Annotated in this window: 28 protein-coding genes, 1 tRNA gene and 1 other annotated feature; of the genes, 27 read left to right on the top strand and 2 right to left on the bottom strand. The window is 33.9% G+C overall.

What is annotated here, in order from left to right:
- Window positions 1-64 precede the first annotated feature (64 nt).
- Window positions 65-138, bottom strand: a tRNA-Arg gene (locus AC1RPR_RS02990).
- A 176-nt stretch (window positions 139-314) separates the two neighbouring features.
- On the opposite strand from AC1RPR_RS02990, the gene AC1RPR_RS02985 reads away from it, so the two are divergent.
- The 19 genes from AC1RPR_RS02985 (at window position 315) to AC1RPR_RS02895 (ending at window position 14,775) form a co-directional block, all read left to right on the top strand.
- Entirely contained in the window at window positions 315-947 is a 633-nt protein-coding gene (locus AC1RPR_RS02985; RefSeq protein ID WP_409022635.1) for a TetR/AcrR family transcriptional regulator, read from the top strand.
- A 53-nt stretch (window positions 948-1,000) separates the two neighbouring features.
- Window positions 1,001-1,086 (top strand) — a sequence feature (ribosomal protein L21 leader region).
- Between the two features lie 18 nt (window positions 1,087-1,104).
- Window positions 1,105-1,413: a 50S ribosomal protein L21 gene (gene rplU / locus AC1RPR_RS02980; protein WP_409022634.1), complete on the top strand. Its 309-nt coding sequence runs from the start codon at window positions 1,105-1,107 to the stop codon at window positions 1,411-1,413.
- 21 nt (window positions 1,414-1,434) lie between these two features.
- Window positions 1,435-1,764 carry a ribosomal-processing cysteine protease Prp gene (locus AC1RPR_RS02975; protein WP_409022633.1) on the top strand — a complete coding sequence of 110 codons (330 nt, stop codon included), beginning with the start codon at window positions 1,435-1,437 and terminating at the stop codon, window positions 1,762-1,764.
- Between the two features lie 23 nt (window positions 1,765-1,787).
- On the top strand, window positions 1,788-2,075 hold the full coding sequence (gene rpmA / locus AC1RPR_RS02970) for a 50S ribosomal protein L27 (protein ID WP_083478911.1): 288 nt from the start codon (window positions 1,788-1,790) through the stop codon (window positions 2,073-2,075).
- Window positions 2,076-2,147: 72 nt separating this feature from the next.
- On the top strand, window positions 2,148-3,209 hold the full coding sequence (locus AC1RPR_RS02965; RefSeq protein ID WP_481761243.1) for a M24 family metallopeptidase: 1,062 nt from the start codon (window positions 2,148-2,150) through the stop codon (window positions 3,207-3,209).
- An 81-nt stretch (window positions 3,210-3,290) separates the two neighbouring features.
- Window positions 3,291-3,851 carry an elongation factor P gene (gene efp, locus AC1RPR_RS02960; protein WP_409022631.1) on the top strand — a complete coding sequence of 187 codons (561 nt, stop codon included), beginning with the start codon at window positions 3,291-3,293 and terminating at the stop codon, window positions 3,849-3,851.
- A 19-nt stretch (window positions 3,852-3,870) separates the two neighbouring features.
- Window positions 3,871-4,302 (top strand): Asp23/Gls24 family envelope stress response protein, encoded by a 432-nt coding sequence (locus tag AC1RPR_RS02955; protein ID WP_409022630.1) that lies wholly within the window; start codon window positions 3,871-3,873, stop codon window positions 4,300-4,302.
- An 8-nt stretch (window positions 4,303-4,310) separates the two neighbouring features.
- Window positions 4,311-4,748 (top strand): transcription antitermination factor NusB, encoded by a 438-nt coding sequence (gene nusB / locus AC1RPR_RS02950; protein WP_409022798.1) that lies wholly within the window; start codon window positions 4,311-4,313, stop codon window positions 4,746-4,748.
- Between the two features lie 106 nt (window positions 4,749-4,854).
- Window positions 4,855-5,706 carry a bifunctional methylenetetrahydrofolate dehydrogenase/methenyltetrahydrofolate cyclohydrolase FolD gene (gene folD / locus AC1RPR_RS02945; protein ID WP_481761244.1) on the top strand — a complete coding sequence of 284 codons (852 nt, stop codon included), beginning with the start codon at window positions 4,855-4,857 and terminating at the stop codon, window positions 5,704-5,706.
- Window positions 5,699-7,039, top strand: a complete 1,341-nt coding sequence (gene xseA / locus AC1RPR_RS02940) for an exodeoxyribonuclease VII large subunit (protein WP_481761245.1) — start codon at window positions 5,699-5,701, stop codon at window positions 7,037-7,039. Before folD ends, xseA begins: the two co-directional genes overlap by 8 nt.
- Before the next feature lie 3 nt (window positions 7,040-7,042).
- Window positions 7,043-7,276: an exodeoxyribonuclease VII small subunit gene (locus AC1RPR_RS02935; RefSeq protein WP_409022627.1), complete on the top strand. Its 234-nt coding sequence runs from the start codon at window positions 7,043-7,045 to the stop codon at window positions 7,274-7,276.
- On the top strand, window positions 7,269-8,156 hold the full coding sequence (locus tag AC1RPR_RS02930) for a polyprenyl synthetase family protein (RefSeq protein ID WP_481761246.1): 888 nt from the start codon (window positions 7,269-7,271) through the stop codon (window positions 8,154-8,156). Before AC1RPR_RS02935 ends, AC1RPR_RS02930 begins: the two co-directional genes overlap by 8 nt.
- Window positions 8,157-8,164: 8 nt before the next feature.
- A complete protein-coding gene (locus tag AC1RPR_RS02925) occupies window positions 8,165-8,989 on the top strand; it encodes a TlyA family RNA methyltransferase (protein WP_481761247.1) in 825 nt (274 codons plus the stop codon).
- Between the two features lie 89 nt (window positions 8,990-9,078).
- Window positions 9,079-9,534: an arginine repressor gene (locus AC1RPR_RS02920; protein ID WP_481761248.1), complete on the top strand. Its 456-nt coding sequence runs from the start codon at window positions 9,079-9,081 to the stop codon at window positions 9,532-9,534.
- A gap of 58 nt (window positions 9,535-9,592) precedes the next feature.
- Entirely contained in the window at window positions 9,593-11,269 is a 1,677-nt protein-coding gene (recN, locus tag AC1RPR_RS02915) for a DNA repair protein RecN (protein ID WP_481761249.1), read from the top strand.
- 62 nt (window positions 11,270-11,331) lie between these two features.
- A complete protein-coding gene (locus AC1RPR_RS02910) occupies window positions 11,332-12,543 on the top strand; it encodes a betaine/proline/choline family ABC transporter ATP-binding protein (RefSeq protein ID WP_481761250.1) in 1,212 nt (403 codons plus the stop codon).
- Between the two features lie 2 nt (window positions 12,544-12,545).
- On the top strand, window positions 12,546-13,175 hold the full coding sequence (locus AC1RPR_RS02905) for an ABC transporter permease (RefSeq protein WP_481761251.1): 630 nt from the start codon (window positions 12,546-12,548) through the stop codon (window positions 13,173-13,175).
- 24 nt (window positions 13,176-13,199) lie between these two features.
- A complete protein-coding gene (locus AC1RPR_RS02900; protein WP_481761403.1) occupies window positions 13,200-14,120 on the top strand; it encodes an osmoprotectant ABC transporter substrate-binding protein in 921 nt (306 codons plus the stop codon).
- A 1-nt stretch (window position 14,121) separates the two neighbouring features.
- Window positions 14,122-14,775: an ABC transporter permease gene (locus AC1RPR_RS02895; RefSeq protein WP_481761252.1), complete on the top strand. Its 654-nt coding sequence runs from the start codon at window positions 14,122-14,124 to the stop codon at window positions 14,773-14,775.
- Window positions 14,776-14,816: 41 nt separating this feature from the next.
- On the opposite strand, the gene AC1RPR_RS02890 is transcribed toward AC1RPR_RS02895, so the two are convergent.
- Window positions 14,817-15,149, bottom strand: coding sequence for a hypothetical protein (locus tag AC1RPR_RS02890; RefSeq protein ID WP_409022619.1), 333 nt, complete (start codon window positions 15,147-15,149; stop codon window positions 14,817-14,819).
- 180 nt (window positions 15,150-15,329) lie between these two features.
- On the opposite strand from AC1RPR_RS02890, the gene gmk reads away from it, so the two are divergent.
- From gmk to pknB, 8 genes are all read left to right on the top strand, one after another.
- Window positions 15,330-15,950: a guanylate kinase gene (gene gmk / locus AC1RPR_RS02885; protein ID WP_481761253.1), complete on the top strand. Its 621-nt coding sequence runs from the start codon at window positions 15,330-15,332 to the stop codon at window positions 15,948-15,950.
- A complete protein-coding gene (rpoZ, locus tag AC1RPR_RS02880; RefSeq protein ID WP_409022617.1) occupies window positions 15,947-16,162 on the top strand; it encodes a DNA-directed RNA polymerase subunit omega in 216 nt (71 codons plus the stop codon). Before gmk ends, rpoZ begins: the two co-directional genes overlap by 4 nt.
- A 113-nt stretch (window positions 16,163-16,275) precedes the next feature.
- Window positions 16,276-17,478 carry a bifunctional phosphopantothenoylcysteine decarboxylase/phosphopantothenate--cysteine ligase CoaBC gene (gene coaBC, locus AC1RPR_RS02875; RefSeq protein ID WP_481761254.1) on the top strand — a complete coding sequence of 401 codons (1,203 nt, stop codon included), beginning with the start codon at window positions 16,276-16,278 and terminating at the stop codon, window positions 17,476-17,478.
- A gap of 30 nt (window positions 17,479-17,508) precedes the next feature.
- On the top strand, window positions 17,509-19,929 hold the full coding sequence (priA, locus tag AC1RPR_RS02870) for a primosomal protein N' (protein ID WP_481761255.1): 2,421 nt from the start codon (window positions 17,509-17,511) through the stop codon (window positions 19,927-19,929).
- Between the two features lie 14 nt (window positions 19,930-19,943).
- A complete protein-coding gene (gene fmt, locus AC1RPR_RS02865) occupies window positions 19,944-20,891 on the top strand; it encodes a methionyl-tRNA formyltransferase (RefSeq protein WP_481761256.1) in 948 nt (315 codons plus the stop codon).
- On the top strand, window positions 20,888-22,240 hold the full coding sequence (gene rsmB, locus AC1RPR_RS02860; protein ID WP_481761257.1) for a 16S rRNA (cytosine(967)-C(5))-methyltransferase RsmB: 1,353 nt from the start codon (window positions 20,888-20,890) through the stop codon (window positions 22,238-22,240). The genes fmt and rsmB overlap by 4 nt, the downstream gene beginning before the upstream one ends.
- Window positions 22,241-22,255: 15 nt before the next feature.
- Window positions 22,256-22,996, top strand: coding sequence for a Stp1/IreP family PP2C-type Ser/Thr phosphatase (locus AC1RPR_RS02855; RefSeq protein ID WP_481761258.1), 741 nt, complete (start codon window positions 22,256-22,258; stop codon window positions 22,994-22,996).
- Window positions 22,996-25,008: a Stk1 family PASTA domain-containing Ser/Thr kinase gene (gene pknB, locus AC1RPR_RS02850; RefSeq protein ID WP_481761259.1), complete on the top strand. Its 2,013-nt coding sequence runs from the start codon at window positions 22,996-22,998 to the stop codon at window positions 25,006-25,008. Before AC1RPR_RS02855 ends, pknB begins: the two co-directional genes overlap by 1 nt.
- The last annotated feature ends 74 nt before the right edge of the window (window positions 25,009-25,082 follow it).

Below are 25,082 nucleotides of genomic sequence, written 5' to 3'. Positions count from 1 at the left end.
AAAAATAGGAACGCCCGTTTAAAGGCATTCCTATTTTTATAAATCGGTCTAGAATGGATATCTATGACTCGGGTGAGATTCGAACTCACGACCGTCCGCTTAGAAGGCGGATGCTCTATCCAGCTGAGCTACCGAGTCATAACAACATTTAATAGTATATGATAAAATACTGGTACTTGTCAATGGAAATTGGTAGAACTCTTATAAATTATCAAAAACATGAATGAAAGTTTTGATGAAATGTTCTATAATAAGAAAGTAATAGACATAAATGGAGATAAAGACTATTTAATTATGAATAAAGAGGTTGAAAAATGGTTGATTCTAATGATCCACGGGTAAAGAGAACAAGACAAAATTTAAAAAAATCATTAGTTGTACTCATGAAACATTACAAAGTTGAAAATATTAGCGTTCAAAAGATTACTCAGGAAGCAAATGTCACTCGAGGAACATTCTATCTGCATTATCATGACAAACAAGATTTTATTAATCGGGCAATGGATGAAATTTTAGATGACTTTTTTGATTACATTATGATTATGTCAAAACAATCACCAGATAAAGCGTACGTTTATTCGAAACCAGTTGAAGTTTGTTGTTTAAATCGGGTGTTTAACTACTTACAAGATGAATCAATGATGTTTGGCGTACTTTTAAATAGTCAAGAAGATGTCGCTTTTTCTGATAAAGTATATGATAGACTAGTTATCTACTTAAATAACTTTAGAGAACAGTTAGCAGGCGATTTTGAAGTATCTAAGATACCAAACGAGTTACAAGTATCCTATGTTGCATCAGCGCACCTAGGCTTCATTAAACGTTGGTTACGAGACGATATGATCTACACACCGCACTACGTTGCTAAGGTTTTAAAAGAAATTACTGGCGTTGATACAAGTAACGGAGTCAATTTAACAAACTTTTTTGTTGAAAATGATGGATAACGTTGACTTAAGAAGTTACATTTGATATTATAATAACGTTGTATTTGTGAACACCACAACTGCAACCGCACGTTTTAAGTTTTTAAGCGTCAGGTTGTCTAAATCTGATCACTAAATTACGGCGAGTCTAAGTAATCTATAAGGAGGTGTAATACACATGTACGCAATTATTAAAACAGGTGGCAAACAACTTAAAGTTGAAGCCGGAGAAGCTATTTACATTGAAAAATTATCAGCAGAAGCTGGTGAAAAAGTTACATTTGATGAAATTGTTTTAGTTGGTGGCGAAAAAACCGTTATTGGTGCTCCTTTTGTTAAAGGTGCTACAGTAACTGGTACTGTTGAAAAACAAGGCCGTGAAAAGAAAGTTGTTACTTTCAAATACAAACCTAAGAAACATTCTCATACAAAACAAGGTCATCGTCAACCATATACTAAGGTTGTTATCGATGCTATTAACGCATAATTTTGAAAGTAGGCTACTAGTATGATACGTGCAGTTATTTCTCGGAGAGATGCCAAAATCATCGATGCGTTTGAAATAACAGGGCATGCTGATTCTGGTGAATATGGTCAAGATATTGTGTGTGCTGCGGTTTCGGTATTGACTATCAATACAGTTAATAGTTTGACCGAACTTGCTAAACTTAATCCTGATGTTGAGATGGATGAAGATAATGGTGGATTAATGAAAGTTAAACTATCAGAATCTGAGTTAAACGATGCTACAGGACAGTTATTTTTAGAAAGTTTAGTTTTAGGACTACAGTCAATTGAGCAAAACTATCAAGATTACATTAAATTAACACTTAAATAATAAGACTATAACAAGGAGGTGCATTGATTATGTTAATGAATTTACAATTTTTCTCACATAAAAAAGGTGGGGGTTCTACTTCTAATGGCCGTGATTCTGTCGGTAGACGTTTAGGCTCAAAAAGAGCTGACGGACAAGAAGTAACAGGTGGTTCAATTCTTTATCGTCAACGTGGAACACGTATTTATCCTGGTGTTAACGTTGGTAAAGGTGGAGATGATACTTTGTTTGCTAAAGTCGATGGTATCGTTCGCTTCGAACGTAAAGGCCGCGATAAGAAACAAGTCTCTGTATACCCTGTAGCTGAATAATAATAACTCAAAGGAAACCTCTTCATTTTATGATAGAGATTTCCTTTTTTTGTACATAAAAGGAGTGTTTAAATGAATTTTGATAGAATTAAACAATTACAATCAACTTTTGAGAAACTCTCGATTGATGCATTTCTAGTGACGGATACGACAAACATATTTTATTTAAGTGGTTTTGAAGGTGATGGTGTATTGTTAATTACTGATACACAACAATTTTTAATCACTGACCTAAGATTTGAATTGGCACTAGAAAATCATGATAAAAAATTAGAAATAAAATTTACGCGTGATTATCTGGGTGCTGTATCTGACATAATTAGTGAAAAAGGATTAACAGTTATGGGATTTGAATCATCAATATCATTTTTAGAGTATGATCAATTAGATGAAATCCTTGTTAGTGATTTGGTGCCATTTACTAATATTGTTGACGAATTACGACGTGTTAAAGATAAGGATGAGCAGATAAAATTAATAAAAGCAGGAAAATTAGCTGATGAAGCTTTCAATTATATTGTGTCGACGATTGAAGTTGGTCAAACAGAAATTGAAATTGCTAATCGGCTAGATAGTTATATCAAAAATTTAGGTACTATGAGTGAATCTTTTGAAACAATTGTAGCAAGCGGTATTCATTCAACATGGCCACATGCAACGGTTTCAAAACGAAAGATTCAAGACCAGGATCTGATTACGATAGATTTTGGCTATTATTACGAGAACTATACATTTGATGTCACAAGGACCATCGCCGTGGGATCGATATCTGATGAATTAAAACATATCTACGAGTCTGTTTTAACGACACAAGAACGAGTGATTTCATTAATTAAACCGGGAATAAAATTAAGTGAATTAGCTAGAGTTGCTAATGAAACAATCGCCGATGCAGGATATGGTAAATATTTTAATCATGGGATTGGGCATGGAATTGGCCTATCAATTCATGAATTACCTAATATTAAATTGGATGATTCAAACAGTGTTTTGCAAGCAGGCGACGTCATTACAATTGAACCAGGGATTTATGTACCAAACCTTAGTGGGGTTCGAATTGAGGATGATATTTTAGTGACTGAGAATGGCTATCAAATGTTAACGAATTCTTCTAAAAAATTAATGATAATATAGACTTTAACTTGCTTTTATATGTCCATTATTGCTATTATTAGAACTATGAGATACACGAGATAGTAGGAGGAATATTATATTATGATGTCCGTTAATGAATTTAAAAATGGTGTTACAATCGAAGTTGATGGTGATTTATGGCGTGTTGTTGAATTTCAACATGTTAAACCGGGTAAAGGTTCTGCTTTTGTTCGATCAAAACTAAAGAATCTCCGTACAGGTGCTGCTCAAGAAAAAACATTCCGTGCTGGTGAAAAAGTTCAAAAAGCACAAATTGATAATAAAAAAATGCAATATCTTTATGCTGATGGTAACAACTATGTATTTATGGATATGGATACATATGAACAATTAGAATTACCAGAAGAACGCGTGCATGAACAATTAAATTATTTGAAAGAAAACTTAATTGTTAATGTTATTATGTTTGGCACTGAAACACTTGGTGTTGACGTTCCTAATACAGTTGAATTAAAAGTAGCATCAACTGAAGCGGGTATTAAAGGTAATACACAATCTGGTGGAACTAAACCTGCTGTTCTTGAAACAGGATTAGTTGTACAAGTGCCATTCTTCGTTAATGAAGATGAAATGTTAATTATTAATACACAAGATGGCACATATATTTCCAGAGCACAATAAATCGACGGAGGTTAAACTTATGGCTGAAGAAACAAATATTGTTTTAAAAAGTACTGAACCTTCTTTGGGTGACATTAAGATTGCACCTGAAGTTATTGAAATTATTGTTGGAATTGCTGCTAACCAAATTGATGGTGTTTACTCAATGCGTGGGACAATTGCTAAAAATTTAACTGAATTATTTGGCCGTAAAAAGTCACTGGGTAAGGGTGTTAAACTTGATTTAACAGATGACCAGTTGAATATTGATGTTTTTGTTTACCTTGATTACGGTGTATCTGTTCCTAAGGTTGCATTAGTGATGCAAGAAAAGATTAAACAACAATTACTATTTATGACAGGTTTAGAAATTATTGAAGTAAATGTTCATGTTGAAGGGGTTATTCCTGAAAAGGAAGCCGATAAGATAGATACTGACGATTTATTTTCAGAAAAAGATGGTGAAAATTAGTGAGTGTAATAGTAACTAGACATACGATTCGCGAAAAAGCATTTCAAGCATTATTTGCGTTAAATTCTAACCCAGATGGTGATAGAGAGGCTATTTATCGTGAATTGTTAGAAGTTCCTGATGAAGAGTCGGCTGTAATTCCACCTTATTTAGAAGCATTAGTTTCAGGTGTTAGTGATAAACAAGCTGAGATAGATTCTGTTATTGAAGAAAATCTAACATCACGCTGGAAACTATCACGCTTAAACAATACGGATTTAATTATTTTGAGATTAGCTATTTACGAAATGAAATACGTAGATGATGTTCCTGCTAAGGTAGCATTGAATGAAGCTTTAGAAATTGCTAAAGAATTTAGTGATGATGAATCAAGAAAATTTGTTAATGGTGTGTTAGATCCAGTTGTTGAAAAAATGCCTGTTGATATTGAAAAAACAAATGAATAATAATGATTGAGAAGTGTTGCATTTTTTGCGACACTTTTTTTTTAGAAATGAATACCTTAAATATGATAAAATGTAAGAAGTAAAAATGGAATAGAGGTGCTAAATTATGGCTAAATTAATTGATGGTAAAAAATTGGCACAAATAACGACGGATAATTTAAAATCTGAGATAGAAGCTTTAAAGAAAAAGAATGTCTTTCCTACATTAGCTGTTATTGTAGTTGGAGAAAATCCAGCAAGTAAAATATATGTTAAGAATAAGCATCGAATTGCTGAATCTATTGGGATAAAATCGATTGTTAAAAGATTACCTGATACGATATCAGAAAAAGAGTTGCTAAATCTCATTAATGACTATAATGATAATTCAGATATTAATGGCATATTAGTACAGTTACCTTTACCGAACCAAATTGATGAAAAAAAGATAACCGAAGCTATTAAACCAGAAAAAGATGTTGATGGATTTCATCCGATAAATATTGGACGATTAGCCATGAATGATCCACTAGCAATTCCATGTACACCACTGGGAATTATGAGAATGTTTAACGCATACAATATTGATTTAGACGGTAAAAATGCAGTTGTTGTTGGCCGCAGTAATATTGTGGGTAAACCAATGGCGGCGTTACTTTTAAACGCTAATGCAACAGTAACGATAACGCATAGTCATACGGAAAATTTATCAGAGATAACTAAACAGGCTGATATTTTAGTCGTTGCAATTGGTCAAGCAAACTTTATTAAAAAAACCGATGTGAAACAAGGTGCTGTAGTCATCGATGTCGGGATGAACCGCTTAGATAGTGGTAAGTTAGCGGGAGATGTCGATAAGGAAGTTGCAGAGGTTGCAGGATATCTGACACCAGTACCAAAAGGGGTTGGACCTATGACGATTGCAATGTTGATGGAACAAACAATTGAATTAACAAAACGGAGTGTTGGCATTGAATAAAGATAATTATTTATCAGTTACATCATTAACAACATATTTGAAGAAAAAATTTGATGCTGATCCTTATCTTGGGACCGTTTATTTAACTGGCGAAATTTCAAATTTAAGACCTCGACCTAATGCGCATCAATATTTTAGTTTAAAAGATGATCATGCTAAAATTAGCGCAATTATGTTCCGTTCAGCTTTTGATAAAATAAAATTTAAACCAGAAGATGGCATGAAAGTTTTAGTTATGGGCCGTATATCTTTATATGAAGCGACAGGTAACTATCAAATATATATTGAGCGAATGGAACCTGATGGTGTTGGTGCGTTATATCAAGCCTATGAGCAGTTAAAAAATAAGCTACAAGCTGAAGGATTATTTTCAGCACCAAAACAGGCATTGGTTAAATATCCTAAACGAATTGCTGTGATTACAAGTCCTTCAGGGGCTGTCATTAAAGATATTATGACAACCGTTAAAAGACGTTACCCGATTGCTCAATTAGTTTTATTTCCTGCGATTGTACAAGGTGACAAAGCAGCTAATGATTTAGTTAAGCGGTTAAAACAAATTAACGAATTAGGCCATTTTGACACGATTATTATTGGTCGAGGCGGTGGCTCAATTGAAGATTTATGGCCATTTAATGAAGAATCTGTTGCAAGGGAAATATTTGCTAGCCAGATTCCAATTATTTCTTCAGTTGGACATGAGACAGACACAACCATTGCTGATTTAGTGGCCGATGTTCGGGCAGCAACGCCAACAGCAGCAGCAGAATTAGCTGTCCCTGTTTACGCCGATGAATTAATTAAGATTAATCAATTAAAATTGAGACTATTACAAGTAACACAAAATATTTTAAGTTTAAGAAGACAACAATTAGATAAGATTCAACAATCATATGTTTTTCAACAACCTAATCGGTTATATGAGGGTTACCTTCAAAACTTAGACAATTTAGCACAACGCTTAATGCAAGTAACAAAACAAATTATCACAATTAAGAAACAACAATTTGAACAAGCTAATGGTCAGTTGCGCTATCAAAATCCGCAACAATTGGTTAGTCAACTGCAAGATCAAGTAAAACAACAAAACAAACAGTTACATCAATTAATGACCTACTTACTTGAAACAAAGAAACAACAGGTTGGCGAAAAAATAAATGCGCTTGATTTATTAAGTCCATTGAAGATTATGGGACGAGGATACAGTTACGTATCTATGGAAGATAAAATTATTAAAAGTATTAATTCAGTGAATATAGATGATAACGTCGTGTTACACCTTACAGATGGTAAAGCATATGCAAAAATTGAAAAAGTTGAAAAAGGAGAATAAAAAATGGCTGAAAAAAAAGCGACATTTGAAGATAACTTAGTAGAACTTGAAAAAATTGTAACAGAACTAGAACAAGGTGATGTTCCTTTAGAAAAAGCATTAACCCAATTTCAAAACGGTGTTAAGTTGAGCTCAAAATTGCAAAAAACATTGGAAAATGCTGAAAAAACATTAACCAGTGTCATGAATGATTCTGGTGAAGAAGTGCCATTCGAACAAGGCTTAGAAAATGAGTAACTTAACTAAATTTTCTGATATCGTATTACCAGAATTTAATCAAATTATGTTGAATCAATTACAGGCTTTAGACACTGAAAAAAAGTTAAAAGAATCGATGACTTATTCAGTTGAAGCGGGTGGTAAACGTATTAGACCACTAATCATTTTTGTTATTTGTCAAATGCTTAATCGTAAACTTGATAAGTCAGTTTATTCTATTGCTGGTGCATTAGAATTAATTCATACCTATTCATTAATTCATGATGATTTGCCTGCGATGGATGATGATAATTTAAGACGTGGTAAACCAACAAACCATATTATTTTTGGTGAAAGCATGGCAATTTTAGCTGGTGATGCACTAAATACATTAGCCTTTGAATGGATCAGTAACGCAGAGTTGCCTGATTCACAAAAGGTATTACTAATGGGTCAACTAGCTAGGTTAGCTGGCCCAGAGGGAATGGTTGGCGGTCAAGTTGCCGATATTGAAGGTGAACAAAAAGAGTTATCATTAGCGCAGTTGAAACAGGTGCATAAGCGTAAAACGGGTGATTTAATTGAATTTTCAGTTTACGCAGGTAGCATACTTGGAAAAGCGACTGACCAACAGCACGTAGCGTTTATGGCATATGGACGTCATTTTGGGTTAGCTTTTCAAATCTATGATGATATTATGGATGTCGTTGGGACATCTGAAGAGATGGGCAAGGCTGTTCATAAAGACAATCAAGAAAATAAAAATACGTATCCTGGACTAATGGGAATTGATCAAGCTTATAGGATGCTCGAAGAAGTAACCAATCAAGCTAAAGATGCTATTCAAACGCTTAAGCAAACAGGGTTGGAGACAGAGTATTTGGAAGAATTGTTACATTACTTTAAATTAAAAAATTAGGAGTCACTATGAAAAAAGAGCGCATTGATGTTTTATTAGTTAAACAAGGGTTATTTGAAACTCGTGAACAGGCCAAACGTGCAGTTATGGCTGGTGAAATTCTGGGTGAGAATGAAGAACGATTGGATAAACCAGGTGTTAAAATTTCTGAAGAAACTGTGCTTCATTTTAAAGGTAAAAAATTACCTTATGTGAGCCGCGGTGGACTTAAATTAGAAAAAGCCCTTAAAGTATTTGATGCAACCGTTCAGGATAAAACGGTCTTAGACATTGGATCATCAACCGGTGGCTTTACCGATGTTGCTTTACAAAATGGCGCAAAATTAAGTTATGCGTTAGATGTTGGTACCAATCAATTAGTTTGGAAATTACGACAAGATCCAAGAGTTGTTGTGATGGAAAATACTAACTTCAGATATAGTAAAAAAGAAGATTTTGAATTTGGACAACCCAATTTTGCAACAATAGATGTATCGTTTATTTCATTACATCTTATTTTACCTGCATTAAAGAAAATTATTACTGAAAATGGGGATGTTGTGGCATTAATAAAACCCCAATTTGAAGCAGGAAAAGAAAATGTTGGAAAACATGGTATTGTACGAGATGAAAAGATTCATCGTCAAGTGCTCGAAGACATTGTTCAATTTTCTATTTCCACTGGATTTAATGTTGCGGATTTAAGCTACTCACCAATTAAGGGTGGCGAAGGTAATATTGAATTTTTAATTCATTTAAAGTCTGCGATAAATGAAATTGGCGAGATTTCGGATAAGGTTAGTATCGATGGCGTATTAACTGCTGCATACGATAACCTGAATGCCGTTAAATAAGGATTTAAAGTGAAGTTCTTTAATAATAATTGAAATTACGTTATACTAACTCTATGGGTGGTAGAGGTTATCGGGTGAGGGGGACTTTAATGAAAAAGCAAGAACGGCAACGTTATGTTCGTGAATTATTGAAGAACAATAATATTGATAAGCAGGAAGATTTTGTGAGTTTGCTTAAAAAACAAGGGATTACAGTCACACAAGCAACTATTTCTAGAGATATTAAAGAAATGCAATTAATTAAAGTGCCATCTGCTGATGGAACTTACAGTTATAATTTACCTGTTCAAAAAAAATTGAATACAGAAAAAAAATTAACTAAAACGTTAAAAGATGCTTTTATATCAACTGATGTTCAAAATGAAATGTGTCTCGTTAAGGTGACGCCAGGAAGTGGTCCAGCAATCGTATCTTTAATTGAACAAATGAATTATTCATTTGTTTTTGGTACTTTAGGCGGAGATGGATCAGCTCTAATTATCTGTCACTCGAACAAAGATGCGTTAAAGTTAAGTAAAATTTTAAATGAGATTGTAACTGAATAGATAGAAATAAAATCTGTGACATTTGTTTCAGATTTTTTCTATTAAAGGGGTGAAAAAAATGTTACAAGAATTGACAATAAAAGATTTTGCCATTATTGATTCTTTGAATATCGATTTCATGGCTAATATGACAGTTTTAACAGGTGAAACTGGTGCGGGTAAATCCATTATCATTGATGCTTTGGGCCTCTTATCAGGTGGTAGAGGGTCCCAAGAATTTATTAGAAAAGATGCAAAAAAAATGGTGCTACAAGGACTCTTTATGCCAACTGAAAACTCAAATACGTTAACGAAGTTGGACCAATTAGGTATTGGCCATGATGATAACTCTGTGATTTTACAACGTGAAATACATAGATCTGGTAAAAATATTTGTCGCATAAACGGTATGTTGGTTAACACGAGTACACTAAAATCAATTGGTGAAACGTTAGTTGATATTCATGGCCAAAATGAACATCAAGAATTAATGCAACAGGATAAGCATTTGGGCATGTTAGATGAATATATTAAAAATGATATTCAAACACTGAAGCATAGTTATCAAGAAGCATTTGAATACTATCAAAACCTAAATAAGTTACAAATAAAAAGACAAACAAATCAAAACGAATGGGCACAACGATTAGATATGTTACATTTTCAAAAAGATGAAATTGAAAGTGCAGATTTAATTGAAAATGAAGAAGACATATTAAGCGCTGAAAAAGAACGTCTAGAAAATTTTCAAACTATTAATCAGTCACTGGATGCAAGTTACCAAGCGTTATCGGGTGATGATGAAAATACAGTTGACCATGTTGGTGTTGCAATGTCTAACATGCTAAAAATTGATAATTTAGATAGTGAATATAAAGACTTAGCAGAACGGTTGTCGTCAGCCTATTATATGCTGCAGGATGCATCTAGTGACCTATTGCGTCAGTTAGACTCCCTGGAATGGGATGAGCAACGATTAAATGAGATTGAAAATAGGCTTGAATTAATTGTACAATTAAAACACAAATATGGTGATTCTGTTGAAAAAATATTAGCTTATTTGAGTCTTATATCTGAAGAATTAATTGAAATGGAAGCAACTGAAGGTAATGCAGATGATTTAGATAATCAAGTTAATTTAGCTAGAAAAGAAGCCCATAAATTGGCTGATAAATTAACTAATGTTCGAAAAAAAGCAGCCATCATTCTACAAAAAGAAGTGCATAAACAGTTAAGTGAGTTGTATATGGACAAAGCCGTTTTTGAAGTTAAATTTGATTCACTCAATCAGTTAAATAGTACCGGACAAGATAAAGTTGAATTTTATATTCAAACAAATGTTGGGGAAACAATGGGGCCATTAGCTAAGATTGCTTCTGGTGGTGAACTTTCTCGAATGATGTTAGCGTTAAAGACAATTTTTTCTAGGACGCAAGGTGTCACAAGTATTATATTTGATGAAGTTGATACAGGAGTTAGTGGACGTGTTGCCCAGGCAATTGCTGAAAAAATTAATCAAATTGCCCAACAATCACAAGTTCTATGTATCACACATTTGCCACAGGTTGCTGCAATTAGCGAGCACCATTACTTTATAGCTAAAGAAGTGATTTGTGAACGTACAGAAACATCTATTAAATTGTTATCTAAGGAAGATCGTATTCAAGAAATTGCTCGAATGCTTGCCGGTTCTGAGATTACACCTTTAACTGTTAAACATGCTGAAGAATTACTAAATACGGCACAAAAAAAATAATTAAAACCAAGGTACTACTATGAATAGATGATTGGTTAGTTATAAAAAAGGAGAGTACTAATATGCTTAAGTTTGATAAAATATCAAAAATTTATAAAGGTAATAAAGCTGTAGATAATTTTAATTTGGAAGTTCAAGATGGTGAATTCATTTGTTTCATCGGAACATCTGGTTCAGGTAAAACAACTACTATGAGAATGATTAACCGTATGTTGACACAAACAGAAGGTACAATCACTATTGATGGTAAAGATATAGCCAAAATGGATCCCGTTAAATTACGTCGTAAAATCGGATATGTTATTCAAAATATTGGTTTAATGCCACATATGACTATTCGTGAAAATATTACATTAGTACCAAAATTATTAAAATGGCCTGAAGAAAAAAGAGATGAACGCGCTAAAGAAATGATTAAATTAGTTGAACTACCAGAATCATATTTAGACCGTTACCCATCTGAACTTTCTGGTGGGCAACAACAAAGAATCGGAGTTGTCAGAGCTTTAGCTGCTGATCAAGATATTATCTTGATGGATGAACCTTTTGGTGCGCTTGATCCTATTACTAGAGAAGCTTTACAAGATTTAGTTAAAGATTTACAAGAACGTTTAGGTAAGACATTCGTTTTTGTTACTCATGATATGGATGAAGCTTTAAAATTAGCAACACGAATTGTTGTTATGTCTGAAGGAAAGATTGTTCAAGCAGATACACCCGATAATATTTTGAAAAATCCAGCAAATAAATTTGTTGAAAACTTGATTGGTCAAGATAGACTTATCCAAGCTCGTCCAAGTATTACAACTGTTGGTCAAGTTATGTTAGCTAACCCAGTTTCAATTACACCAGGTAAGTCATTAGTAACAGCTATTCGTTTAATGCATGATCGTCGAGTTGATACGTTGTTAGTTACTGATGATGCTGGTATTTTAAAGGGTTATATTGATATTGAAAGCTTAGATTATAGTTTCAATACATCAAGTAGTGTCAGCGATATTATGAACAAAGATATTTTCTATGTTAAAGAAGATTCATTAGTTCGTGATACTGTTGAACGTATTTTAAAACGTGGATTTAAAAATGTACCTGTTATTAATAAAGATGGTATATTAGTCGGAATTGTAACCCGCGCTACCCTAGTTGATATTGTTTATGATGCACTTTGGGGTGATGAAAATAGTGCTTCTCATGAAGAAGTAACTAAAATAATGACGTCAGACTCAGGTACAGATACCGATGAAACTAGCCCAAGTTCAACGAAGGAGGGTTAATAATGACTTCATTTTTACAAGAATATGGGGCAATGATTGTCTCAAAATTATGGGAACATATTGAAATTTCAGGAATGGCATTATTTTTTGGAGTAGCAATAGCTGTTCCTTTAGGAATTTTACTAACAAGATTACCTAAGACAGCCAATATTGTAATTGCAATTGCTAGTATGTTGCAAACAATTCCTGCTTTAGCTTTACTAGCCATGATGATTCCTTTATTTGGGATTGGTAAGTTACCAGCTGTTGTAGCATTATTTATCTATTCGTTGTTACCAATATTAAGAAATACGTATATTGGTATTAAAGAAGTGGATCCAGTGTTAAAAGACGCTGCTAAAGGGATGGGTATGACTAATTTGCAGTCGATTCTGCAAGTTGAATTAGTTATGGCATCTCAGGTTATTATGTCTGGAATTCGTTTAGCTGCAACTTATGTAATTGCTTGGGCAACATTAGCTTCATATATTGGTGCTGGTGGCTTAGGGGATATGATTTTTAATGGATTAAATTTGTATCAACCAAAATTAATTTTAGGCGGTACAATTCCAGTTATCTTATTAGCCTTACTAGTTGATTTTATACTTGGACAGGTTGAAAAAAAGGTAGCACCAAAAACAACAAGAAATTAAGGAGGCTTTAACATGAAAATTACGATGAAAAAAATACTTGTTAGCTTAAGCCTTCTGTTTGCCGGTGTGAGTCTATCAAGTTGTGGGTTTCCTGGTTTAACAGGTGGCTCTGAATCGACAATTAAAATTGTCGCACAATCAACGACGGAATCTCAAATTATTGGATCAATGCTACAACAATTGATTGAACATGAATCAGATAATCAAGTAGAACTGATAAATAATTTAGGTTCTGGTACATTAAGTTTTAATGCACTCAAAAACGGTGATGCAGATATATCATCTGCTAGATATACAGGAACTGACTTAAGTGCGGTATTAAATAAACCAGTAGAAAAAGATACCGTTAAAGCTAATAAAATAGTTAAAGATGGATTCGAAAATAGATTCCAAATGAAATGGTTTGATAGTTTAGGTTTTGCTGATACTTATGCATTTATGGTTACAAAAGAGACAGCTAAAAAGTACAATTTAAACACAGTATCTGATTTAAGAAAAATTGAATCTAAATTAACAGTCGGTGTTGATGCCAACTGGATTAGCCGTGTAGGTGATGGTTACGATGGTTTCCAAAAAGAATATAATATTAAATTTGGTAACATTTATCCTATGCAGATTGGATTAGTCTATAGCGCTTTGGCAAAGGGTAAAATGGATGTTGTTCTTGGATATTCAACTGATGGCCGAATTAAGAGTTATGATCTGAAAATTTTGAAGGATGATCGTCACTTCTTCCCACCATATTCAGCAAGCCTTGTTGCAAATGATTCTATCTTGAAGGAACATCCTGAATTAACACCGCTTATTGATCGACTTAAAAACAAAATTAATTTATCAACAATGCAATCATTAAATTACAAAGTTGATAATGATTTTTACGAACCAGCAGTAGTTGCAAAACAATTCTTAGAAGAACATCATTACTTCGAAAAGGCGGGTGATTAATATGAATACTTTTGATCAATTGATGTCTTATTTTAGTAATAATGGGTTATATGTTTTACAAGAATTTACAAGACATTTTTTAATTTCAATATATGGTGTGATAATTGCTGCAATTATTGGGATTCCAATCGGAATTTTTATCTCAAAACATCATAGATTGAGCGATGTAGCAATAGGTGCTGCTAATGTTATTCAAACTGTACCATCATTAGCAATGTTATCTATTATTATGTTGGGACTAGGTTTAGGTGTTAATACAGTTATTGTAACTGTTGCACTTTACTCACTATTACCTATTTTAAAAAATACGTATTCAGGGATGATTAATGTTGATCCTGGCGTTCTTGATTCTGGTAAAGGGATGGGAATGACGAGACTTCAAATCCTTTATATGATTGAGTTACCGTTATCATTATCAGTTATCATGGCCGGAATTAGAAATGCATTAGTTGTTGCAATTGGTATTACAGCAATTGGTTCATTTATTGGTGCAGGTGGACTTGGAGATATTATTATCCGAGGAACAAATGCAACTGATGGAGCAGCTATTATTTTAGCTGGTGCATTGCCAACAGCTCTAATGGCCGTTATTGCTGATGCAATTTTGGCACTTATTCAAAGAAAATTTGATCCAACAACAATTAAACGTAAATAAAAAAATGGTCATTTTCTAGTTGTTATAGAAAGTGACCATTTTTATATTGAATCGATTAAAGCGATATAACGGAGTTGATTATCAGTAAGAAGGTAAGTGATATTCGTATATTGCGTTTTAAATATTAATTGATTAGAACCAGAACGTCGGTGTAAGGTACCACGAAGTTCTTGGAATTCTTTTTGAAATCCAGTTGGATTTAATTGTAAAATAATTGTTTTTTTCATTTTTAAAACTTTTTCTGTAAAGAGTGCTAATTGAAATTGAGGCATTTGTGGTCTTAAAATAAAGTCATCTAAATCAAAAATTTTATGATATGAATATTGTAGTGTTGAGCCAATAGTTTGAATTGTTGTTTGTTGTTTATTTTGCATAATAAAGTTCCTCCCCGAACGTTTGTTTGTATTTTCATTATACGAACAAACGTTCGGTAAAGCAAGTGTTAATTTATAATATATTTAAAAGATGACAACAGCGCATAAAAAGCTTGAATAATAGCCGTAAAAAGTGCATACTATTTATTAATACTTATCTTAGAGGAGTTTACAAATTTAATGGCTAATCGTGGAATGTTGATCGTACTATCTGGTCCATCAGGGGTCGGTAAAGGAACCGTAAGAAAAGCAATTTTTGACCAAGCTGACAATAAGTTTCTTTATTCAATTTCAATGACCACTCGTAAAATGCGAGAAGGCGAAGTTGATGGTGTTGACTATCATTTTGTATCAAAAGAAGAATTTGAGAATGAAATTTCAACGGGCGGTATGTTAGAATACGCCAAGTATGTTGACAATTACTATGGAACACCGTTAAAATATGTAAATAAGATGCTTGACGCTGGTCAAGATGTCTTTCTTGAAATTGAAGTACAAGGTGCTATGCAAGTTCGAGAAAAAATTTCTGATGGTTTATTTATTTTCTTAACGCCACCTGATTTGATGGAATTAAGACAAAGAATTACAGGACGTGGAACGGATGATTCTGCAACTATTGATAAACGAATGACAAAAGCCATTGGTGAGATTGATATGATGCAGAATTACGATTACGCGGTTGTTAATGATGAAATAAATGATGCTGTTGAAAAAATTCAAACGATTATTAAAGCTGAACGTTGGCGTGTAAAACGATTTTTACCTGACTATAGAAAACAATTAGGAGATGTATTTAAATGATTTTATATCCTTCAGTAGATGACTTATTGAAACAAGTAGATTCAAGATACTCATTAATTATGTTAGCAAGTAAACGTGCCCATGAATTAGATGCTGGCGCTCTACCAATGCTTTCTAATTACAAATCAAAAAAGAATGTTGGACGTGCTTTGGAAGAAGTTGTTACTGGTGATTTAATTATTGATCCAGTTGAAAAAGAAGATATTCGTTAATCTGATTAAATGAAAAGGAGTTAAGACAAGCTAATTGTCCTAACTCCTATTTTATTTCTTAGAAAATTGATACAATAGAGAATAGAATAAATTCGGTATGGGGGCGACATGAAATGACACTTGAAAATAAAAAAATCGGTCTTGTTGTAACAGGTGGTATTGCAGCGTATAAAAGTTTGGGATTAGTCCGAGCACTAATTAAACAAGGTGCTAGCGTTCGAGTTGCGATGACCAAAGCTGCAACTGAATTTGTAACACCCTTGAGTTTTGAAACGTTGAGTAAAAATAGGGTGTTAACTGATTTATTTTCAGGAAAAGAGTCTGAGCATGTTGCACATATTGAATTTGCAGACTGGGCAGAATTAATGGTTATTGCACCAGCGACAGCAAACATTATCGCAAAAATGGCCAATGGTATCGCAGATGATTTTGTTTCAACCACTTTATTAGCAACTGAGGCACAAAAAATTGTTGTGCCCGCAATGAATGAACATATGCTAATGAATTCTGCTACACAACGTAATCTTAAATTTTTAGGACGAAATAACATTCAGATTATTGAACCAGAAATAGGCTTTTTAGCAGAAGGTTATTCAGGTAAGGGACGTTTTCCCGAATTAAATGTGATAATGTCAGTTATTCAAACTTCCTTTGAGGATAGTGACAAACCATTAGAAGGTAAAAATGTCTTAGTGACAGCTGGTGGTACACGAGAACGAATCGATCCAGTTCGTTTTATCGCTAATGATTCTTCTGGTAAAATGGGTTTCGCAATTGCGATTGAAGCGCAAAAGTTAGGTGCTAATGTCACCTTAATTAGCGGAATAAGCCAGTTGCCAGACCCAATTGGCGTGACAACAATTAGAGTTACAACTGCGTTAGAGTTATCTGAAGCTATCAATAAGCGATTTGATGACCAAAATATTTTGATAATGGCAGCAGCTGTTTCAGATTATCGTGTACAAAATGTTGCAGATCAGAAAATAAAAAAAGCTGAATCTACTTTAACGTTAATATTAGAAAAAAATCCAGATATTTTAAAACATTTGGGCCAAATTAAGCAAAATCAGTATTTAGTCGGATTTGCTGCGGAAACCCAAAACGGACTAGAAAATGCACAAGAAAAATTAGAAAAGAAAAATTTAGATTTATTGGTTTTAAATGATGTCTCAAATTCTGCCATTGGATTTAATAGCAATGATAATGAGGTAACACTGCTTAGACCAAACAGAAAAAATGATTTCATAAAGCAAACAAGTAAAAAGCAAATTGCTAAGGAATTATTAGCTACTATTATAAGCGATGTAGTAAAATAAGCAGTTAATTAAATGAAAGGAGGTTTCAGTATGTCACAATATGCAAAAATTATCGTTGATGTTCCTACGATGCAAACGGACCAGCCATATACGTATTCAATCCCAGCAGTATTAACAAATCAGATTGAGATTGGCATGCGGGTTATTGTACCATTTGGGAATGGTAAACGATTGGTTCAAGGATTTGTAATTGATCTTTTTGATAAGAATGAGTTCGATGGTCATGTAAAAGATATTCAATCAGTCGTTGATTTAAGACCTGTTGTGAATACTGAATTATTAGACTTATCTGAGTGGATAGCTAATGAAACCTTTTCCTTCCGTATAACTGCCTTACAAATGGTTTTACCGAGTGTCATGCGTGCAACCTATAAAAAGCGAGTTCGTTTAATTGACGAAATTGATGAAGATTTACAAGATAAATTATTTCAAGGTCAAGATTCTATTGAATTTGATCCAGAACATATGGATGCTCAAATAATTAAAGAATTATTACAACTTACCAAGGCTGAAAAGGCTGAGATGATTTATGAAGTTGGCAATAAAGCTAAAGTTAAAATGCAAATATCAATCCAACCAAAACTTGGATTCGAAGCATATGAAAATATTCGAAGTGGTTTACGTAAAAATGCTAAACAACAGCACTTATTGATTGACTATCTACAATCACTCACTGAAGATAGCTTGATTCCTCAGAAACAAGTTGTTGAGGAAATAGGCGTGACACCTGCAACAATTACAGCTGGAGCAAAAAATGGTTGGCTTGAAAAAGTTGAGACTGAGGTATATCGGGACCCATATAAAGACACAATTATTGAGCCAACCAATATGCAAGAATTAACCTCAGATCAAGAGGTTGCGGTGCTAGCTGTCGATGAGGCTATTAAAAGTGGAACTAATACAACATTTTTACTTCAAGGTGTGACGGGGAGTGGGAAAACAGAAGTTTATTTGCAGACAATCGCAAAAGCGCTAGAACTTAGAAAAACAGCTTTGATGCTTGTACCAGAAATAGCTTTGACACCCCAAATGGTTAAGCGAGTTAAATCACGATTTGGTAATCTAGTTGCGGTCCTGCATAGCGGTTTGTCTGACGGTGAGCGTTATGATGAATGGCGCCGGATTGAGCGTAAAGAAGCGCAAGTAGTTGTCGGTGCACGTTCAGCCGTTTTTGCACCATTAGATAATATTGGCGTTATTATTGTTGATGAAGAGCATGAATCGAGCTATAAACAAGATGAAACACCAAGGTATCATGCAAGGGATGTTGTTCTTTGGAGAAGTAAAAGACATCAGTGTCCTGTCATATTGGGTAGTGCAACACCATCCCTCGAATCTCGTGCTAGAGCTCAAAAAGGCGTGTATGAGTGGTTACAATTACCTCAACGTATAAATGGTCATCCCATGCCAGAAGTTACGCTAATTGATATGAGAGAAGAAATGAAAAAGACTGGTGAGAGTAATTTTTCTGAGCCACTTAGACATGAAATTACTAAGCGCCTTGAGAAAAATGAACAGACTGTTTTAATGTTAAATCGTCGTGGGTTTTCATCTTTCGTAATGTGCCGAGATTGTGGATTCGTGCTACCTTGTCCTAACTGTGATACTTCTTTAACATTGCATATGGATACTCATACAATGAAATGTCATTATTGTGGACATGAAGAAGGTATTCCTAAAACTTGTCCTAACTGTCATAGTCGAAAAATTAGATATTATGGTACAGGTACGCAAAAAGTTGAAGAAGAACTTAAAACGTTATATCCAGAGGCTAAAATTTTACGAATGGACGTTGATACGACACGTAAAAAAGGCGCACACGAAAAAATCCTAGCTAAATTTGGCGCAAAAGAAGCTGATATTTTATTGGGTACACAAATGATTGCGAAAGGGTTAGACTTTCCTGATGTGACGTTAGTTGGCGTTCTTAATGCAGATACAGCACTTAGTTTGCCTGATTTTAGATCAAGTGAAAGAACGTTCCAATTATTAACCCAAGTGAGCGGTCGAGCTGGTCGAGCTGAAAAAGAAGGACATGTTATTATCCAAACTTTTAATCCAGATCACTACGCGATTCAATATGCGAAGCATCATGACTATGAATCATTTTATAAAAAAGAAATGTCAGTTCGACATATGGAAAATTATCCACCATATTATTATACAATTCAGCTCACTGCTAGTTATACGGATGAGGCTGGAGCAGCGAAAAAAATGTTAGAAGCAGTTCAATTTTTAAAACCAGTGTTATCAAAGAATGCGATTATTCTTGGACCAACACCAAAATCAATTATGCGTGTTAATAATCGTTTTTATTATCAAGTGGTTATTAAGTATAAATCAGAAGGTCAATTAAAAGAACGACTAAGAGAGTTAATGACTAAATCTCAAGCCGAAGTTCGAAAAGGTTTAAAATTAACGATTGATTCTGAACCAGTAAACTTTATTTAAATTAAGGAGATATTATGACGTCAATTGTATTTATGGGAACACCAGAATTTTCAGCTCCAATTTTAGAAAGTTTAATTGAAAACGGCTATGACGTGAAAGCTGTTATGACACAACCAGATCGAATGGTTGGGCGAAAACGTATTTTAACGCAATCACCAGTAAAACAAGTTGCAGTAAAACATGGTATTGAGGTATTACAACCAGAAAAATTAAGTGGCAGCGATGAAATGGCCAAAGTAATTGCAATGGCACCCGATTTTTTGGTAACTGCAGCATTTGGACAATTTTTACCAACAAAATTATTAGAATCTGCTAAAATTGGTGCAATAAACGTCCATGGTTCACTATTACCTAAATATCGTGGTGGCGCACCAATTCAATATGCTATTATGAATGGTGAACAAGAAACAGGTATTACCATTATTTATATGGTTAAAAAAATGGATGCTGGAAATATTATTAGCCGTCGTGCAATTAAAATTGAAAATAATGATGATACTGGTTCAATGTTTGAAAAATTAAGTTTATTAGGTAAGGAACTATTACTTGAAACATTACCAAAACTAATTGATGGTACAAGTGAATCAACACCACAAAATGAAGATAAAGTAACCTTTTCACCTACCATTAAACCAGAAGAAGAAGCCCTTGATTTTTCAAAAACGGCTAATGAAATAGACTGGAAAATTCGTAGCTTAAGACCGGTACCTGGTGCATATACGATTTTAAAGGGTAAGAGAACTAAAATATGGGATATAACTGTACTAGATAAAAAAACTATTTTATCTGCTGGAAAAGTAGTTGAAGTAGCTAAAAAATCACTTGAAATTGCTTGTGGTGATGGGACCGTATTAGCTATTAATTCGCTTCAACCAGATGGTAAATCAAAACAAACCATTGTCGACTACCTAAACGGTAGTGGGCAAGGAATAAAAGAAGGACAACAGGTGATTGATGTATGACAACTGATTTAAAAACGACACCCCGATTCTTAGCAGTTGATCTTTTAACAAGAGTTGCTAAACAAGGGACGTATTCAAATATTGCGTTGAACCAAGTGATTAAGAATAATCATATGGAAGTTCGGGATGCTCATTTATTAACACAACTAGTTTACGGTGTTATCCAAAGACGTCTCACTTTAGAATATTGGTTGGCACCATTTGTTAAAAATCCTAGCAAAATGGATAATTGGGTTCAAGAATTACTATTGAGTGCCATTTATCAGATGCATTATCTTGATAAAATTCCAACTCGCGCAATTTTTAATGAATCAATTGAAATTGCAAAACGAAAAGGCCATGCAGGTACGCGTAAATTTGTTACTGGTGTTTTACATGCAATTGAGCGTGAAGGTATCCGTCCTGTTTCTGAAATTAAAGATGATATTGAACGTTTGAGTATTGAAAGTAGTACACCAGTTTGGTTGGTAAACGAATTAATTAAACAAGTAGGCTTAGAAAAAGCGACACATTTGTTGGCTTCAATCAATGAAGCACCTGATCAATCTGTTAGAGTAAATACAGCTAAAGCAACTGTCGAAGAAGTCATTGAAAAAATGGAAAATGAAGGCTTTGAGGTGAAACGTAGTCAAGTTTCACCAGTTGGGTTATTAGTGACTAATGGATTTGCTCCTGATAGTGGCGTTTATCACGATGGGTTAATTACGATTCAAGATGAAAGTGCAATGTTAGTTGCTGACGCAATGAATATTCAACCAGGTGATAAAGTTTTAGATGCATGTGCCGCACCAGGTGGAAAAACAACCCATATTGCATCATTCCTAGATGAAACTTTATTTGGTGAAGTTGTAGGGTTAGATATTCATGCACACAAAGTTAAATTAATCGGTGATAATGCTAAACGTTTAGGTTTATCTAGTGTTGTTGAGGAGATGGTATTAGATGCACGTTTAATTTCAGAAGAATTTGATAATGAATATTTTGATTCAATTCTTGTTGATGCACCTTGTTCTGGAATTGGATTATTACGTCGTAAACCAGAAATTAAATATGAAAAAACATTAGCTGATTCAAATAATTTACAAAAAATTCAATTAGCTATTTTAGACAAAGTGGCACCAACTTTGAAAAAAGGTGGTCGCTTAACTTATAGTACATGTACTATTTTAGATATTGAAAATAAGGATGTTGTTAACCAGTTTGTTGAAACTCATCCTGAATTTAAAGTGATTGAAACGCCAACTGCTTTGGCATTAAAAGAAAATAGAGACGATAAAGAATTAACTATTTATCCGGATGATTATCATTCAGATGGATTTTTCATTACATGTTTAGAAAAACAACTTTAGACTCGAGGTGTAAGAATGAAAGTTGCCTATCAAACAGATGTAGGTAGTGTCAGAGAAAATAATGAAGATTACGTCGGTGTCTTTCACAATAAAAGTGGTATTTCTTTTGTGATGGTTGCAGATGGTATCGGTGGTCATTTGGGCGGAGATGTTGCTTCAGAAATGGCCGTTTCACACATGGGATTTCGATTTGAAGGAACTAATTTTAGCCAGCCCAGTGATGCAATTAAATGGATAACCAAAGAAGTAGAGATGGAAAATAAACAAATTATTGAAAAGTCTAATCAATATGAAGATCTTTCAGGTATGGGCACAACAATGGTATGTGCCATATTCTTTGAAGAAAAATATATTGTTGCCAATATTGGTGATAGCCGAGGATACTTATTACGTGACAAAGAACTTTATCAATTAACTGAAGATCATTCAGTAGTGAATGAATTAATTAAGCGTGGCGAACTAACCGTAGAAGATGCTAAAAATTATCCGCAAAAGAATATGATTACAAGAAGTTTAGGTATCTCGTCAGATGCTGATGCTGATATTGCGGTTAATGATTCTGAGTCGGGTGATTTATTATTATTATGCACAGATGGCTTAACTAATATGGTCTCTGATGATGAAATCAAGACGGTCTTAAAAAATACTACAACTGTTGAAGAAAAAGGCTCGGAATTAATTAGATTGGCCAATAAGGCAGGCGGATTAGATAACATTACCGCACTCCTGGTTAGCAATGATCGGGGGATAGTGTAATGAAACCTGATACAATTTTTAATGAACGTTATAAAATAATAAATTCATTAGGCGAAGGTGGCATGGCAAATGTCTATCTTGCGACTGATTTAATTTTGGATCGACCAGTAGCTGTTAAAGTATTGCGAGTCGATTTAAGGGATGATCAAGATACTGTTAGACGTTTTAAACGTGAGGCATTGGCAACAACTGAATTGGTTCATCCAAATATTGTGAATGTTTATGATGTCGGTGAAGTAGACGGACTGCAATTTATGGTCATGGAATATGTGCCGGGACATGATTTAAAAACATATATAGCAAAAAGGTTCCCAATTCCATATCAAGTTGTGATTGATATTATGACTCAAATTTTATCAGCTGTAGAAGTAGCACATGATCACAGTATTATTCATCGTGATTTAAAACCACAAAATATTTTAATAGATGCAGATGGTAATGCTAAAATTACAGATTTTGGTATTGCTGTGGCATTGGCTGATCATTCGTTAACACAAACTAATACTTTATTGGGTTCTGTTCATTATCTTTCGCCAGAACAGGCTAGAGGTAGCATGGCAACAAAACAATCTGATATCTATTCGCTTGGTATTATTTTGTATGAAATGTTAACTGGGCGAGTTCCTTTTGAAGGTGAAACAGCTGTTTCAATTGCCCTAAAACATTTTCAAAGTGATGTGCCATCTGTTCGGGAATTTGATCCTAATATTCCGCAGTCTCTTGAAAATGTTGTTTTACAAGCAACAAGTAAAGTACCGCGAGATAGGTTCCAATCTGCTGGAGAAATGTCAATTGCTTTGCGAGAATCTTTGGCTAAAAAAAATGTGGCAAAGTGGCAGCCTGAAGAGGTTATCAGTGGTGAAACTAAAGTATTGCCGGTATTTGATAAGCAGACTGTAGAAACACTTAGTCCGAATCAGGAACCAGATGTAAAAAAAGATACGAAAAAGAAAATGAGTCGTCGTAAAAAATGGACTATCGGCGCAATCATTTTTGCTTTTGTCGCTCTTATTCTGGGTGGTGCGATTCTTGCAATGAGTTCACCAAAAGAAGTTAAGGTCCCTGATTTAAGCGGAATGACAGTTAGTGAAGCAAAATCAAATTTAGCAGACAAAAATTTGAAACTTGGTAAAATTACTCGAACAAATAGTGAAACCGTTGATAGTGGTAATATCATTAATTCAACACCTAAGAAGAATGAAATAATTCGAGAAAAAAATCAGGTTGATGTAATGGTATCAAAGGGAAAAGCTAAGATAACAATCGAGAATTACGTTGGTAGTAATTATGAGGATGTTAAAACAACGTTAGAAAATGATGGCTTTAAAGTTGAAAAAGAAACGGAAGAGTCAGAATCTGTGACTGAAAATGAAATTATGGCGCAAGATGTCACAGCGGGTGATAAGGTAGTTCCGAGTGATACAGTGATTACATTGACAGTTAGTTCAGGTCCTAAAGTGTATACACTTAGAGATTTAACAGGATATACAAGAAAAAGTGTTCAGGATTATACAAGCGAATTAGGTGGTAATCTGACAATTAGCGAGGCCTACTCAGATTCAGTTGACAAAGGTCAAGTTATTAAACAATCACCAGCAGAAGGAAGCTCTTTTTCTAAAGGTGATCGATTATCAGTTGTTATTTCTAAAGGAAAAAAAGTCACAACTGATGAATTTACCAGGACTATATCTGTTCCATTCAAATCAATTGTGTCAGAAAGTTCAAGTTCAGTTGATGAAGAAAAAGATACGGATGAGGACAAAGACTCGTCGTCAGATGATAGTTCCAGCTCTAGTTCAAGTTCTTCAGAATCAAAAGCAGATGAAAATGCTATTGAAATTTATATTGAAGACAAAACACATAACATTGATGATATTTATGAACGGAAAACAATTACAAAAGATACTGATTTTAAATTATCATTTGTTTTAGATTCTGGAAAAGCAGGAAAATATAAAATTTTGCGTGATGGTGAAGTAATTGCGGAAAATGATAATGTAACTAAAAATTAAATAAAAGATGTGGTAAAATTAGATTAGAGGGTAAACTTCTAATCTATTTTTTAATTAATCATATAAAACGGTTA

The organism is Dellaglioa sp. CoH-57-MRSF-22 (assembly GCF_056781895.1).
This window is presented reverse-complemented; position numbering and strand designations above follow the sequence as displayed.

What these genes read in the sequence shown, in the direction of transcription:
- recN (WP_481761249.1), top strand. Translation starts at nt 9,593, where the DNA reads ATGTTACAAGAATTGACAATAAAAGATTTTGCCATTATTGATTCTTTG.
- coaBC (WP_481761254.1), top strand. Translation starts at nt 16,276, where the DNA reads ATGACACTTGAAAATAAAAAAATCGGTCTTGTTGTAACAGGTGGTATT.
- AC1RPR_RS02985 (WP_409022635.1), top strand. Translation starts at nt 315, where the DNA reads ATGGTTGATTCTAATGATCCACGGGTAAAGAGAACAAGACAAAATTTA.
- AC1RPR_RS02975 (WP_409022633.1), top strand. Translation starts at nt 1,435, where the DNA reads ATGATACGTGCAGTTATTTCTCGGAGAGATGCCAAAATCATCGATGCG.
- AC1RPR_RS02855 (WP_481761258.1), top strand. Translation starts at nt 22,256, where the DNA reads ATGAAAGTTGCCTATCAAACAGATGTAGGTAGTGTCAGAGAAAATAAT.
- AC1RPR_RS02900 (WP_481761403.1), top strand. Translation starts at nt 13,200, where the DNA reads ATGAAAAAAATACTTGTTAGCTTAAGCCTTCTGTTTGCCGGTGTGAGT.
- fmt (WP_481761256.1), top strand. Translation starts at nt 19,944, where the DNA reads ATGACGTCAATTGTATTTATGGGAACACCAGAATTTTCAGCTCCAATT.
- AC1RPR_RS02925 (WP_481761247.1), top strand. Translation starts at nt 8,165, where the DNA reads ATGAAAAAAGAGCGCATTGATGTTTTATTAGTTAAACAAGGGTTATTT.
- rpoZ (WP_409022617.1), top strand. Translation starts at nt 15,947, where the DNA reads ATGATTTTATATCCTTCAGTAGATGACTTATTGAAACAAGTAGATTCA.
- AC1RPR_RS02935 (WP_409022627.1), top strand. Translation starts at nt 7,043, where the DNA reads ATGGCTGAAAAAAAAGCGACATTTGAAGATAACTTAGTAGAACTTGAA.
- AC1RPR_RS02910 (WP_481761250.1), top strand. Translation starts at nt 11,332, where the DNA reads ATGCTTAAGTTTGATAAAATATCAAAAATTTATAAAGGTAATAAAGCT.
- folD (WP_481761244.1), top strand. Translation starts at nt 4,855, where the DNA reads ATGGCTAAATTAATTGATGGTAAAAAATTGGCACAAATAACGACGGAT.
- rplU (WP_409022634.1), top strand. Translation starts at nt 1,105, where the DNA reads ATGTACGCAATTATTAAAACAGGTGGCAAACAACTTAAAGTTGAAGCC.
- AC1RPR_RS02965 (WP_481761243.1), top strand. Translation starts at nt 2,148, where the DNA reads ATGAATTTTGATAGAATTAAACAATTACAATCAACTTTTGAGAAACTC.
- priA (WP_481761255.1), top strand. Translation starts at nt 17,509, where the DNA reads ATGTCACAATATGCAAAAATTATCGTTGATGTTCCTACGATGCAAACG.
- rsmB (WP_481761257.1), top strand. Translation starts at nt 20,888, where the DNA reads ATGACAACTGATTTAAAAACGACACCCCGATTCTTAGCAGTTGATCTT.
- pknB (WP_481761259.1), top strand. Translation starts at nt 22,996, where the DNA reads ATGAAACCTGATACAATTTTTAATGAACGTTATAAAATAATAAATTCA.
- AC1RPR_RS02920 (WP_481761248.1), top strand. Translation starts at nt 9,079, where the DNA reads ATGAAAAAGCAAGAACGGCAACGTTATGTTCGTGAATTATTGAAGAAC.
- AC1RPR_RS02905 (WP_481761251.1), top strand. Translation starts at nt 12,546, where the DNA reads ATGACTTCATTTTTACAAGAATATGGGGCAATGATTGTCTCAAAATTA.
- efp (WP_409022631.1), top strand. Translation starts at nt 3,291, where the DNA reads ATGATGTCCGTTAATGAATTTAAAAATGGTGTTACAATCGAAGTTGAT.
- AC1RPR_RS02890 (WP_409022619.1), bottom strand. Translation starts at nt 15,149, where the DNA reads ATGCAAAATAAACAACAAACAACAATTCAAACTATTGGCTCAACACTA.
- AC1RPR_RS02895 (WP_481761252.1), top strand. Translation starts at nt 14,122, where the DNA reads ATGAATACTTTTGATCAATTGATGTCTTATTTTAGTAATAATGGGTTA.
- AC1RPR_RS02955 (WP_409022630.1), top strand. Translation starts at nt 3,871, where the DNA reads ATGGCTGAAGAAACAAATATTGTTTTAAAAAGTACTGAACCTTCTTTG.
- gmk (WP_481761253.1), top strand. Translation starts at nt 15,330, where the DNA reads ATGGCTAATCGTGGAATGTTGATCGTACTATCTGGTCCATCAGGGGTC.
- AC1RPR_RS02930 (WP_481761246.1), top strand. Translation starts at nt 7,269, where the DNA reads ATGAGTAACTTAACTAAATTTTCTGATATCGTATTACCAGAATTTAAT.